Genomic DNA, 13,975 nt, shown 5'->3' with positions numbered 1-13,975 from the left:
TTAGACGCCGATGACTAGGTAAACGTTGCAAGAAATTGAAATTATTTTTTTTATTTGATTTTGAGGCTTAAAATCGTTCTTTTGTACAGTACAATAAAAGCGCTTAGCCATGCCCGAAAATCAAGTACTTATTTTAAATAAACAGCAAATCGAACAAAAGATTAATCGCATTGCTTTTCAGATTTTGGAAGATAACTTAGAAGAAAAGGAAATTGTATTGGCTGGTATTTGGGATCGTGGATATAAACTTGCATTGCGTTTAAAAAGCGTCTTACAAGAAATAGCAAGTTTTAAAGTCACTATGCTTCGTATAGATCTTGAAAAACAAAATAGCAAATTGGTTGCAAAAACAGATTTGCAAGAAGCAGAGTGGAAAAATAAAGTAATTATATTGGTTGATGATGTGCTAAACAGTGGCAAAACATTAGCCTATGGATTAGGAGTTTTCTTAAATACGCCTCATAAAAAAATCCGTACTGTTGTATTAGTAGATAGAAGTCATAAAATTTTTCCAATTGCAACAGACTTTGTAGGATTAGAACTGTCTACTATTTTAAAAGAACATGTGGATGTTGTGATGGATGTAACTGGAGAAGAGGATAGGGTTTATTTAAGCTAATCCACCTAATGAATATATTTGCAAATCAGCCCAATTTTTTGCAATTTCCCTGAATGTATCACTCTCGTAAAAATGGTTTAATCTTTCATTGTTATTCATGGTATATCAATTATATCTTAAAGAAAGATTTTTCTTCTTTTACCCATAATCAGCTTGTTATTAAAGATGATGAGGCTGTATTATTATTAGCAAATCGTTTCAGTTGGTGGGATGGGTTTATGTTGTTTCAACTAAATAAAAAGGTTTTTAAAAAACAGTTTCACGCCTTAGTTACTACAGATGATTATAAGCAACTTAATTATTTAAAATATTTTGGCTGTTTTGCTCCAGAAACTAAAGGGAAAGATGCACTAGAGACATTACTATATGCAGGTTCTTTACTTGATGATCCAAAAAATTTAGTCCTTATTTTCCCACAAGGAAAAATTAAATCTTCACATGTAGATACCATTGCATTTGAAAAAGGAGTGATGCAACTCATCAATGCTTCTAAAAAGAAATTTCAAACAGTGTTTTCGGTTATCCTTACAGATTATTTTAACAATAGAAAGCCTAGAGCCAAAGCATATTTAACAACTTGGCAAGTTGCAGAATACACGAGCTTGCAATTGCTTAAAAGCGAATACAATAAACATTATGACACTGCAATTTTAAAACAAACACAAAAAGCATCTTAAGCTTTAAATTCTCATGCTCTTTTTGTGTATTTTTGTAAGTGTAATTGTGGTAATTTAAAATGGGATACAATTTAAACGTAACAATCGATAAATCTTCTGGCTTTTGTTTTGGTGTAGTATATGCGATAGATATGGCCGAAGATATTTTAGATAATGAAGAATATCTTTATTGTTTGGGCGATATTGTACATAATGATGAAGAAGTAGAACGTCTAAAAGCGAAAGGACTTCGCATTATAGATCACGATCAATTACACCAGCTTTCTAATGAAAAAGTATTAATTAGGGCACATGGTGAAGCACCTTCTACTTATGAATTAGCCTTAAATAACAACTTAACGTTAATTGATGCATCTTGTCCGGTAGTTTTAAAATTGCAAAATCGCATTAAGAATTCTCATGATGACAACGAGCAAATCCTCATTTTTGGTAAACATGGTCATGCGGAAGTTATTGGCTTGCAGGGGCAAACTAATGGAAAAGCAATTGTTTTTCAGGATTTAGCAGAGCTGGATGAAATGGAATTGCCTAATAAGTTCACTTTGTATAGTCAAACTACTAAAAGCACTGATAAATTCTATCAAATTAAAGATGAATTATTAAGTAGAGGTTATGATGTAAAAGCTAATGATACAATTTGCAGACAAGTTTCTAATCGTTATGAAGAATTAGAGAAATTTGTAGCAGACTTTGATAAAATTATATTCGTATCAGGAAAAAAATCATCAAACGGAAAGGTTTTATATGATGTTTGCAAAAAACACAATGCCAACTCTTATTTTATTTCTAATGTAGAAGAATTGGATAAAATTTGGTTTTCACCAAATGATAAAGTTGGTATTTGCGGGGCGACTTCTACACCAATGTGGTTAATGGAACTTGTGAAATCTGAGTTAGAAAACCTTTCGTAAGTACCCCGAAAAAACATCATTACATGCGTATAAGACTTACTTTAGTACTCCTTTTTTCATTTCTAAGTTTCTCGGTTTTAGCGCAAAATGCTATTATAAAAGGAAAAATTACCAATTCTTTTACTAATCAGCCAATTGCTGGAGTTACTGTTTCTATTCAAGGGAAAACAAATAATGCGATTAGTGATAGTTTAGGGAATTATAATTTAGCAAATTTAGTACCTGGAGTTTATAATCTAAAGTTCAATTTTATTGGGTATAAATCTAAATCTGTTTTTGATATTGAAGTTAACAATGCAAAACCTACAGTTTTAGATGTTGCATTAGAAACTGAAGTAAGTACTTTAGATGAAGTTGTAATTCAAAAAGCACGATTTATTAAGCCAGTAGAAAGTCCTTTATCATTAAGAACTATTGGCGCTACTGAAATTAAAAGAAATCCTGGAGGGAATAGAGATATATCAAAGGTGATTCAATCTTTACCTGGAGTTTCTGCTCCAGTGAGTTATCGGAACGACATTATTATTCGTGGTGGTGCACCAAATGAAAATAGGTTTTATTTAGATGGAGTAGAAATTCCCAATATTAATCATTTTACCACACAAGGCTCATCTGGTGGTCCAGTTGGTTTAATTAATGTTGATTTTATAAAAGAAGTTGATTTTTATTCTGGAGCCTTTCCAGCAGCTAGAGGAAATGCCTTAAGCTCTGTTTTTGAATTTAAACAAAAGGATGGGAATTCTGATAAAATGGGTGCCTCATTAACTGTAGGTTCTAGTGATTTTGCAATAGTAGCAGATGGGCCAATGAGTAAAAAAACAACCTATATGGCATCTTATAGATTATCTTATTTACAGGGTTTGTTCAAAGTACTAGGTTTACCATTTTTACCTTCTTATCAAGATTTTCAATTTAAGCTTAAAACAAAGTTTAATACCAAGAATGAGTTAACAATATTGGGTTTAGGTGCTCTTGATAAAGCGGTATTAAATTTTAATACAGAAAAAACCGAAAGTAATTTATACACTTTGGCTAATCTGCCAGAAAATAAGCAAGATAATTATACAATTGGTGCAGTATATAAAATGTATCGTGAAAAAGGATTTTCTACTGTTGTTTTAAGCAGAAATTATTTAAATAATAAAGCGTATAAATTTCAAGATAACGACCAAAGCAAAACTCAGGTATTAGATTATCATTCTACAGAAACTGAGAATAAAATGAGAGTAGAAAACTCATCTCGTGAAGGAAAATATAAAATAAACTTTGGGGCAGGAATTGAAACAGCAGATTATACAACAAATAGTTTGCAGTTTTTGCCAGGTGGAGTTGAAGGATATGTTTCTGCCATTAATTTTATTAAATATGGAGCTTTTGCCCAAGTAAGCGCACCGTATTTAGGAGAAAAATTAAATCTTTCTTTTGGAGTAAGGTTTGATGGAAATACTTTTAACTCAAAAGGAGAAAATCCGCTTAAAACATTGTCGCCTAGATTTTCTGCTTCCTATAATTTCAATGAGAAAATCAGTTTCAACTTTAATACGGGTATTTATTATCAATTACCAGCCTATACCGTATTAGGTTTTAGAAACAATACAGGTGGCCCATTAGTAAATACAAATGTAAATTATATCCGCTCTGCACAATTAATAGCCGGATTTGAATACAATACCTTAAAAAATACCAAAATCACGATAGAAGGGTTCTATAAAAGTTATAGTCGTTATCCTATGGTTAAGATATTTGGAGATGTAATTCCTTTAGCAAACCTGGGTGCCGATTTTGGAGTGGTTGGAAATAAGCCTGTGGTTGGTGAAACAGATGGAAGAAGTTATGGTTTAGAATTTTTTGCGCAACAACGATTAAACAAAGGATTTTATGGAATTTTTGCATTAACACTCTTCCGCAGTGAATTTAAAGATAAGTTAAACGAATATATTCAGTCGAGTTGGAATAATAGATATATCTTAAGCATGACTGCGGGAAAGATCTTTAAAAAAAACTGGGAGGTTGGTGCTAAGTTTCGTTTAGGTGGAGGAACACCATATACTCCGTATGATATTGCTTATTCATCACTAAAAAGTAATTATTCTATATTTCCACAAGGAGTTCCAGATTATGATCGGCTGAATAGCAATAGGTTAAAGGGCTTTTACCAATTAGATGTTAGGGTAGACAAAAAGTATCCTTTTAAGAAATTTAACCTTAACGTATATTTGGACATTCAAAATTTGACATATAATAAATACGAAACACAGCAACAATTGGTGTTGGATAGAGATATTAATGGAAATGCACAAGATGCAACCGGAGATCCATCCCGTTTTAAAACAAAATTATTAAAAAATACTAGTGGGAATATATTGCCTACAATTGGTGTAATATTCGAATTATAAATCATGGGAAAAAAAGGAGTTTTATTAGTTAATTTAGGTACGCCAGACAGTCCAGAAGTTAAAGATGTAAAAAAATACTTAGATCAATTTTTAATGGATGGTAGGGTAATTGATATCCCTAAGTTGAATAGAACTTTATTGGTAAAAGGTATTATTGTACCTTTTCGAAGCCCTAAAACTTCTAAATTATACAAAGAAATTTGGGACGAAAAAGGCTCTCCATTATTGTATTACAGTAAAATTCAGGCCAAATTACTGCAAGAACAATTAGGTGATGATTATCAGGTTGAGCTGGCAATGCGCTATCAAAATCCTTCTATTGAAGCCGCTTTAGAAAAATTAAAAGCAGGTTTAGTAGAAAGTATTAAGGTAATCCCGATGTTTCCGCAATATGCATCTGCAAGTACAGGTTCCGTTATGCAATTGGTAATGGAATTGTTAAGTAAATGGCAAACTATTCCACCAGTTTCATTTGTAAACTCATTTCACAATAATAGTTTAATGATTGATGTATTTGCAGAGAATGCAATTAAGCATCAGCCAGAAACTTACGATCATGTGCTTTTTAGTTTTCATGGTTTACCAGAAAGACAATTGTTAAAATGTGATCATACAGGTAATTATTGCTTAAAAATTGATAATTGTTGTGATACGCTAAACGAGACAAATAAATTTTGTTATTCTGCTCAAGGACATCATACTGCAAGCTTAATTGCTGCAAAACTTGGCTTGTCTAAAGATAAATACACCGTCTGTTTTCAATCTCGATTAGGAAAAGAACCTTGGGTACAACCTTACACTACAGATGTATTGAAAAAATTAGCTGCGGAAGGCAAAAAGAGGTTATTAGTTTTTAGTCCTGCGTTTGTAGCTGATTGTTTGGAAACGCTATATGAAATTACAGTAGAATATCACGAAGAATTTAAAGCGCTTGGTGGTGAACATGTGCAGTTAGTGGAGAGTTTAAATGATCATCCGAAGTTTATTGAAGCATTGGTAGAGTTAGCGAAGAACTAAGATTCGGCAATTGCTCTTACAATCATATCTGTAGCTCCTTTTTTCTGTTCCACATACTCTTTCGCATCGGCGGATGCAGTTTCATTTGCCTTAAAAAAATTAAAAGCACTCATTAATTCATCAGCCGTAGTTATGCTTTTAGCAGCGCCAATTGCTATTAAATCTTTAGCTTCTTGAAATTTATGGTATTTCGGGCCAAAAATTACAGGTAAACCAAATGCTGCGGCTTCTAGGGTATTATGTATTCCTGCCCCAAAACCACCACCAATATATGCTACACTTGCAAATTGATATAAAGAAGAAAGAATTCCAATATTATCTATAATTAAGATAGAAGGTTGAGGATTGAAAGTTGATGTTTGAAGGTTGGAAAACTTTACAGCTTCTGGAAATAGTTTTTCAATTTCTTCAATATGTGAAGCTCCAATCTCATGTGGGGCAATTATAAATTTCCAATCTGGGTATCTTTCAGTTAACGAAACCAATAGTTTTTCGTCGGGTAGCCAGGTGCTTCCGGCTATAAAAACATTATCAGTACGGCAAAATTGCTCAATCAGCTCTAATCTTTTAGGATGCTGAGCATTTTCATAAACCCGATCAAAACGAGTATCACCACTTAAGCTCACATTATCAATTCCCAAACTTTTTAAAAGAGAGACACTTTCTTCATTTTGCAAAAAAAAGTGTGTTACAAATTTTAAAATCCCTCTATAAAAGCTTCCATACCATTTAAAAAATACCTGGTTTGGTCGAAAGATCCCAGAAATTAAATAAAGTGGTATTTGCTTTTTGTTTAATTCATTAAAATAATGATACCAAAATTCATATTTTGTAAATACTGCAAACTTCGGATTTACAACTTTTATAAACCTCTCAGCATTGTCTTTTGTATCTAATGGTAAATAAAAAACATCTGCCAATGCATAATTTTTTCTAATCTCATATCCTGAAGGAGAAAAAAAGGTAATGACAATTTTTTGTGATGGATTGTTAGTTTTCAACTTTTCTAATACAGGTCTGCCTTGTTCAAACTCTCCTAAAGAAGCAAAGTGAAACCATATTGGTTTATCATTAGGATTAATTGTTTGTTGAATTTTATTGAAGATATTTTTCCTTCCAATTACAAATAATTTGGCTTTTGCATTAAAAAGCGATGCCAACCTTAATAATAAGCCATATATTACAACCCCAATATTATAAATCCAAAGCATTTTGTGTCTTAATTTCTTATCTTCGTCCGAAGATAAATGAATAAATTTAAAACCTTCAATTAATATATGAAGATAGCTGTAATTGGAACAGGATATGTAGGCCTTGTAACCGGAACGTGTTTAGCAGAAACAGGAAACAATGTAATTTGCGTAGACATTAATAAAGCAAAAGTTGAAAAAATGATTGCTGGTGAAGTTCCAATTTATGAGCCTGGTTTAGATGTATTGTTTCACCGTAATATTGCGCAGGGACGTTTATCATTTACAACGGATTTAGCGCTCGCGGTTAAAGAAGCTCAGATTATTTTTATGGCACTACCAACTCCTCCAGGCGGAGATGGAGCTGCAGATCTTTCTTATATTTTAGGTGCTGCAAAAGATATTTCAAAACTAGTTACAGAATACAAAGTAATCGTAAATAAATCTACAGTTCCTGTAGGTACGGCAGATAAAGTTCAAGCAATTTTTGCAGCTAATACTTCAGTTGAAGTAGATGTAGTTTCTAATCCAGAATTTTTACGCGAAGGTGTAGCAGTGGAGGATTTTATGAAACCTGATCGCGTTGTAATTGGTACACGTAGTGAGAAAGCACAAAAATTAATGACAGAATTATATGCACCTTATGTTCGTCAGGGAAATCCTATTTTCTTTATGGATGAGCGTTCTTCAGAATTAACTAAATACGCAGCAAATTCATTTTTGGCAACAAAAATCACGTTTATGAATGAGATTGCAAATCTTTGCGAAATTGTAGGAGCAGATGTAGACGCAATACGTAAGGGAATTGGCTCTGATGATCGTATCGGTAAACGTTTTCTTTTCCCTGGAATTGGATATGGAGGAAGCTGTTTTCCTAAAGATGTACAAGCTTTAGCTATTGCAGCAGATACACATAATTATGATTTTCAAATTTTGAAAGCCGTAATGAATGTAAATGAAAAACAAAAAACGGTTTTAGTAGATAAAGTATTAAAATATTATAAAAACGATATTAAAGGTAAACATTTTGCACTTTGGGGTTTAGCTTTTAAACCAGAAACTGATGATATTAGAGAAGCACCAGCATTATATATCATTGATGAACTGATTAAACAAGGTGCAACAGTTACTGCTTTTGATCCCGAAGGAATGGAGAATGTGAAATCAATATTGGGGGATAAAATTAATTTTGCTGAAAATCAATACGATGCATTACAAAATGCAGATGCTTTATTAATTGCAACAGAATGGTCGGTGTTCCGTAATCCGGATTTTGAAAAAATGGATGAGCTATTGACTAATAAAGTAATTTTTGATGGAAGGAATTTATTTGACTTGCAAAAAATGATCGATTTGGGTTATTACTACAATAGTGTTGGTAGAAAACTAATAAATTAACGATGGAACGGAAAAGAGTTTTAATAACAGGAGCAGCTGGCTTTTTAGGTTCGCATCTATGCGATCGCTTTATTAAAGAAGATTTTCATGTAATTGGAATGGATAACCTAATTACTGGTGATTTACAAAACATCGAACACTTGTTTAAGCTTGAGAACTTTGAGTTTTATCATCATGATGTTTCTAAATTTGTTTACGTTCCTGGAAATTTAGACTATATTTTGCATTTTGCTTCTCCAGCTAGTCCAATTGATTATTTAAAAATTCCTATTCAAACATTAAAAGTTGGGTCATTAGGTATCCATAATTTGTTAGGGTTGGCAAGATCCAAAAATGCTCGCTTATTAATTGCTTCAACTTCAGAGGTATATGGTGATCCAACTGTAAATCCTCAACCAGAAGAATATTGGGGAAATGTAAATCCAGTTGGACCACGAGGTGTGTATGATGAGGCAAAACGTTTCCAAGAAGCAATGACAATGGCATACCATACTTTTCATGGTTTAGAAACAAGAATTGTACGGATATTTAATACTTATGGCCCTAGAATGCGATTAAATGATGGTCGTGTTTTGCCAGCATTTATTGGACAAGCATTGAGAGGAGAGGATCTTACTGTTTTTGGAGATGGAAGTCAAACACGATCTTTCTGTTATGTAGATGATTTGATCGAGGGAATTTATCGATTATTGTTTAGCGATTATGCTCAACCAGTAAATATTGGTAATCCTGATGAAATTACAATGTTAGATTTTGCAGAGGAAATTATCAAATTAACAGGTACCACACAGAAAATTATCTGCAAAGAATTGCCAACAGATGATCCTAAACAACGTCGACCTGATATTACAAAGGCAAGAGAATTATTAAATTGGGAACCAAAAGTGAATAGAGCGGAAGGCTTGAAAATTACCTATGATTACTTTAAATCTTTGCCAAAAGAAGCACTTGTAAATAAAGAGCATAAAAACTTTAATACATACAATAAATAAATGAAGAAAATATTAGTTACGGGAGGTGCGGGTTATATAGGTTCACATACTGTAGTGGAGCTTTTTAATGCTGGATACGAAGTGGTTATTGTTGACGATTTTTCAAATTCTGATCCTAAAATGTTAGATCAAATTGAAAAAATAAGCGGAAAAAAGCCAGAGTTTGTTAAACTCGATCTTTGTAATGAAGAAGCTGTTCATTCGTTCGCTAGCCAACATCAAGATATTAGCGGCATTATCCATTTTGCAGCGTTTAAAGCAGTAGGTGAATCAGTTCAACAACCTTTAAAATATTACCGTAACAATTTTTATTCTTTAATTAATATTATAACAGCATATAACAGTAATATAAAGCTAGTATTTTCATCGTCATGTACTGTATATGGGCAACCAGATAAATTGCCTGTAACAGAATCAGCACCGGTAAAAAAGGCTGAATCGCCATATGGAAATACGAAACAAATTGCTGAAGAAATTTTAGCAGAAACTTGTGCAGTAACACCAGATTTAAGAGTGATCGCTTTGCGTTATTTTAATCCGGTTGGTGCGCATGCATCGGCTTTAATTGGTGAATTACCTATTGGGGTACCACAAAATTTGGTTCCATTTATTACACAGTCTGCAATTGGTAAACGTGGAGCAATTACTGTTTATGGCGATGATTACAATACGCCAGATGGATCTGCAATACGAGATTATATTCACGTGGTGGATTTAGCAAAAGCACACGTTGCCGCAATTAAAAGATTAGAAACTGAACAAGGGGATAACTATGAAATATTTAATATTGGCACGGGTAAAGGTTCGTCTGTACTAGAAATTATCCACGCATTTGAACAATCTACAGGAGAAAAATTAAATTATACAATTGGCGCACGCAGAGAAGGAGATATTGAACAAACATATGGTGACGTAAGCCGATCTAACACTGTTTTAGGTTGGAAAGCTGAGTTGGATATTAATGAAATGATGAGTTCGGCATGGAATTGGGAGAAATATTTAAGAGACAATCCTTTTAAATGAACCATCATGAGCAATCACTAATGCATAATAGGAAATGCTCATGATAGCTCATTAGCGATAAAATATAAATGAATAAATGAAACTAAGTGAGCACAAAGAGCTTAAAATAGAAATTTTAGCATTGCCGCCTAAAGAGAAGGACAAATTATTGCTTCGCTTGGTGGCAAAAGATAAAGTGCTTACCGAACATTTACATTTTTTATTATTAGAAGATGAAAGTAATCTGCGTGATCGGGTATCTACAATTAAAGAAGATATTCTGCAAAATATGCAGAGTTTAAAAGAGTTAAAAAAATTAAATGCTAAAGATGTATTAGTGAATTTACGTAGATTAGCGAAACAGGTTAATCATAATTTGAGGGTAACTAAAGCTAATTTTGAAGATGTTGAGTTGAGGATATTTCTTTTCAATAATACCGTTACTCAATTTAAATCAAGTATATTTTCATCTAATAAAAACTATGAACAACTTTTTGCAAACTATTTTGTGAAATCTACATTAATAACTTTGCGAAAATTGAATAAATTACACGAAGACCTTCAGTTTGATTTGAAAGAAGGAATGAATAACTTACTGACCAAAATATACAATGGAAAAATGGCTAATATAGCTCATGAGCTAGGTTTGCCAGAACAATTATAACTATGAAGAAAATTTTAATTACTGGCGGTGCTGGTTTTATTGGCTCACACGTAGTCCGCAGATTTGTAAACAACTATCCGCAGTATGAAATAATCAACTTAGATGCGCTAACCTATGCGGGAAATCTGGCCAATCTTACCGATGTTGAAAATAAGAATAATTATAGGTTTATAAAGGCTGACATTACCAATGCCTCAGAAATAAACAATCTTTTTAAGACGGAGAATTTTGATGCTGTAATCCATTTGGCGGCAGAATCACATGTTGATCGTTCAATAGCAGATCCAAGTGCCTTTGTAATGACCAATGTGATAGGAACTGTAAATCTGTTGAACGCAGCAAGGGAATATTGGAAAGGTGGGTATGCAGATAAGCGTTTCTACCATGTCTCTACAGATGAAGTTTATGGTGCCCTGGGAGAAACAGGGATGTTTACAGAAAGTACCAGCTACGATCCCCATAGTCCATATTCGGCATCAAAGGCGAGCTCTGACCACTTTGTGAGAGCCTACCATGATACTTATGGTTTAGATGTGGTGATTTCAAACTGCTCTAATAATTATGGGTCGCACCATTTTCCAGAAAAGTTAATCCCACTTGCGATAAACAATATTAAGAATAATAAACCGGTACCTGTTTATGGCAAGGGTGAGAACGTACGCGATTGGTTATGGGTTGAAGACCATGCAAGGGCGATCGACGTAATCTTCCATAACGCTAAGACTGGTCAGACATATAATATCGGGGGCCATAATGAATGGAAGAACATAGATCTAATCCATTTGTTATGTCAGATAATGGATCAAAAACTTGGCAGGGCAGAGGGAGAATCTGCAAAATTGATCACCTTTGTAACCGATAGGGCAGGGCATGATTTACGCTATGCGATAGACTCTACCAAGCTACAGAATGAATTGGATTGGGTGCCTAGTTTGCAGTTTGAAGAGGGTTTGGCAAAAACAGTAGATTGGTACTTGCAGAATGAAGATTGGTTAAATAATGTAACTTCAGGCAATTATCAGGCCTATTATGATAATCAGTATAAAGGGAGGTAAGTTTGTTTGGTTGGTTTAAAAAGGATAAAGAACCTGAGTTTAATTTTTCAGTGATTGGAACAGATATGCACTCGCATATTATTCCAGGAATTGATGATGGAGCAAAAAGCCTTGATGATTCTTTATTATTAGCCAGACGTTTTAAGTCATTGGGGTTTAAAAAACTTGTTGCAACTCCCCATATTATGGCAGATTATTTCCGTAATACGCCAGATATTATTCATAGAGCGCTAGATGTTTTGCGTGAAGGTTTATTGAAAAATAACATTGATTTAGAAGTAAGTGCTGCAGCTGAATATTATTTAGACGAAACTTTCGAAAAGAAAATTGAGAAAAAAGAGGTCCTTAGCTTCGGAAAAAACAAATACTTGCTTTTCGAGCTATCTTATATCAATCCACCTCATAATCTATTTGAAGTTATTTCTAAAATTCAACATGCTGGCTATCAACCTGTGTTAGCGCACCCTGAGCGCTATCCGTATTACAATGGTTCTTTAGAAAGCTACCAACAAATTAAAGATGCTGGTTGTCTTTTACAATTAAATACCATTTCCTTAACAGGGTATTATGGTAAAGGTTGTAAGCAAACAGCAGAAGAATTGATAGATAACTATTGTATTGACTTTTTAGGTAGTGATATGCATCATCTTCGCCATGCAGATGCTTTAAAAGATAGTTTGAATATAAAAAGGTTGCAAAATATTTTATTGCAACCTCAAATCAGTAATCTCTTATTATAATAGATTTAATTAGCTAAATCTTTTCAAGCTTTCTTTTTATTCGTAGCGCAATGCCTCTACTGGGTCAAGTTTAGATGCTTTTTTAGCCGGGTAATATCCAGAAACAATTCCTACAATAACACATAAGGCAAATCCTCCGAAAATAAATAACCAAGGAATTAGAAAGGAACCTCCCATAGAAAATGAAATTAGATTCCCTATTCCAATACCAAGTAAAATTCCAAGTGCCCCACCCATCAAGCAAATTACCACAGCCTCTATTAAAAACTGTTTTCTTATTACCGCTGGATTTGCACCTATTGCTTTTCTGATACCGATTTCTCTTGTTCTTTCAGTCACAGATACCAACATAATATTCATCAAGCCTATAGATGCACCAATTAATGTGATTACACCAATGGCTATACCACCAACACGTATATAAATTAAATTCTCAAATAGTGTTTGTGCAACAGCATCGCTTTTAGTAATCTCAAAATTGTTGGTTTCACTTACTTTAACTTTTCTAATATTTCTAAACTCAGCAGTGGCTTCGCCAATAATGTTATCCATTAAATCGGCATTTGGAACCATTACGGTGATAGTATAAGATGGATTATCATTTGAGTTAATTAGCTTTGCTTTATATAAAGGCACATAAACGGCTCTATCGGTATTAGAACCCATACTCGAACCTTTAGACACTAACACGCCAACTACCTTTAATCTAGTACTACCAGCGGTGATAATTTTATCGATTGGCGATTCTTTTTTAAAGAGAGTAGAGGCTATCTCACTTCCAATGATACAAACATTATTTCCAGATATTGCTTCAGCGTTATTAAAATTTCGTCCTAAAGCAAGTTCTAAACCTTGCGAAGCTAAACCATTTTCATCTATACCTTGTACACTTGTATTTGGATTTGTTTTTTCTTGCTCGTATTTAACTGTAGAGCCGCCGCTTGCAAAAACACTAACTGAAACAGTAGCAGGCGTATTTAGTCTTTCTTTAAATTTAATCGCATCCTCGTAGCGTATCGATTTAAAAGGTTTTGGTCTTTTGCCAGAACCTCCAATTCTAATCCCGGTTCCTCTATTTCTGATATTAAACGAGTTTGCACCCATGCTCGAAAATGCGTCAGTCATGCTTTTTTTAATTGCATCTATTGTGGTAAGGATGCCTACTAAAGCCATAAGACCAAGTGCTATGATTAATGCGGTAAGCATTGTACGAAGGCGATTACTTTTAATAGATTGTAGCGCAAGTCTGACGTTTTCGGTATAGGTCATTTGATAGAAATAAAATTCTGTTGAGATAAAAATAAAAAGTCCCGC

Annotated in this window: 13 protein-coding genes; 11 read left to right on the top strand and 2 right to left on the bottom strand. The window is 33.5% G+C overall.

The annotated features are described in order from the left end of the window. Window positions 1–109: 109 nt before the first annotated feature. The 5 genes from HQN85_RS12250 to hemH are packed head-to-tail and all read left to right on the top strand — an operon-like array spanning window position 110 to window position 5,620. Window positions 110–619 (top strand): phosphoribosyltransferase family protein, encoded by a 510-nt coding sequence (locus HQN85_RS12250; RefSeq protein ID WP_173272650.1) that lies wholly within the window; start codon window positions 110–112, stop codon window positions 617–619. Window positions 620–672: 53 nt separating this feature from the next. Next, window positions 673–1,296, top strand: coding sequence for a lysophospholipid acyltransferase family protein (locus HQN85_RS12245; RefSeq protein WP_173272648.1), 624 nt, complete (start codon window positions 673–675; stop codon window positions 1,294–1,296). Between the two features lie 59 nt (window positions 1,297–1,355). Next, the gene (locus HQN85_RS12240; protein WP_173272646.1) at window positions 1,356–2,207 is read left to right on the top strand and encodes a 4-hydroxy-3-methylbut-2-enyl diphosphate reductase; all 852 of its coding nucleotides are present in this window, start codon (window positions 1,356–1,358) and stop codon (window positions 2,205–2,207) included. Between the two features lie 23 nt (window positions 2,208–2,230). Then, entirely contained in the window at window positions 2,231–4,603 is a 2,373-nt protein-coding gene (locus HQN85_RS12235) for a TonB-dependent receptor (protein ID WP_173272645.1), read from the top strand. A 3-nt stretch (window positions 4,604–4,606) separates the two neighbouring features. Continuing rightward, window positions 4,607–5,620 carry a ferrochelatase gene (gene hemH, locus HQN85_RS12230; RefSeq protein WP_173272644.1) on the top strand — a complete coding sequence of 338 codons (1,014 nt, stop codon included), beginning with the start codon at window positions 4,607–4,609 and terminating at the stop codon, window positions 5,618–5,620. On the opposite strand, the gene HQN85_RS12225 is transcribed toward hemH, so the two are convergent. Beyond that, window positions 5,617–6,831, bottom strand: a complete 1,215-nt coding sequence (locus HQN85_RS12225; protein WP_173272643.1) for a 3-deoxy-D-manno-octulosonic acid transferase — start codon at window positions 6,829–6,831, stop codon at window positions 5,617–5,619. The two genes, hemH and HQN85_RS12225, sit on opposite strands and share 4 nt — an antisense overlap. Before the next feature lie 66 nt (window positions 6,832–6,897). On the opposite strand from HQN85_RS12225, the gene HQN85_RS12220 reads away from it, so the two are divergent. The 6 genes from HQN85_RS12220 to HQN85_RS12195 all read left to right on the top strand — a co-directional run bounded on the left by HQN85_RS12220 (window position 6,898) and on the right by HQN85_RS12195 (window position 12,661). After that, the gene (locus tag HQN85_RS12220; RefSeq protein WP_173272642.1) at window positions 6,898–8,208 is read left to right on the top strand and encodes a UDP-glucose dehydrogenase family protein; all 1,311 of its coding nucleotides are present in this window, start codon (window positions 6,898–6,900) and stop codon (window positions 8,206–8,208) included. A gap of 2 nt (window positions 8,209–8,210) precedes the next feature. Continuing rightward, entirely contained in the window at window positions 8,211–9,200 is a 990-nt protein-coding gene (locus HQN85_RS12215; RefSeq protein ID WP_173272641.1) for a UDP-glucuronic acid decarboxylase family protein, read from the top strand. Then, on the top strand, window positions 9,201–10,223 hold the full coding sequence (galE, locus tag HQN85_RS12210; RefSeq protein WP_173272640.1) for a UDP-glucose 4-epimerase GalE: 1,023 nt from the start codon (window positions 9,201–9,203) through the stop codon (window positions 10,221–10,223). A 76-nt stretch (window positions 10,224–10,299) separates the two neighbouring features. Beyond that, window positions 10,300–10,866, top strand: coding sequence for a hypothetical protein (locus HQN85_RS12205; protein WP_173272638.1), 567 nt, complete (start codon window positions 10,300–10,302; stop codon window positions 10,864–10,866). A gap of 2 nt (window positions 10,867–10,868) precedes the next feature. Beyond that, the gene (rfbB, locus tag HQN85_RS12200; protein ID WP_173272637.1) at window positions 10,869–11,921 is read left to right on the top strand and encodes a dTDP-glucose 4,6-dehydratase; all 1,053 of its coding nucleotides are present in this window, start codon (window positions 10,869–10,871) and stop codon (window positions 11,919–11,921) included. Between the two features lie 2 nt (window positions 11,922–11,923). Beyond that, window positions 11,924–12,661 (top strand): tyrosine-protein phosphatase, encoded by a 738-nt coding sequence (locus tag HQN85_RS12195; protein ID WP_173272636.1) that lies wholly within the window; start codon window positions 11,924–11,926, stop codon window positions 12,659–12,661. 36 nt (window positions 12,662–12,697) lie between these two features. Here HQN85_RS12195 and HQN85_RS12190 read toward each other — a convergent pair whose 3' ends face one another. Then, window positions 12,698–13,930: an ABC transporter permease gene (locus HQN85_RS12190; RefSeq protein ID WP_173272635.1), complete on the bottom strand. Its 1,233-nt coding sequence runs from the start codon at window positions 13,928–13,930 to the stop codon at window positions 12,698–12,700. Window positions 13,931–13,975 lie beyond the last annotated feature (45 nt).

Source organism: Pedobacter boryungensis (assembly GCF_013204825.1).
GTDB classification, from domain to species: Bacteria; Bacteroidota; Bacteroidia; order Sphingobacteriales; family Sphingobacteriaceae; genus Pedobacter; species Pedobacter boryungensis.
Note: the sequence above shows the minus strand (reverse complement) of the source record. Positions and strands in the feature narration are given on the sequence as shown.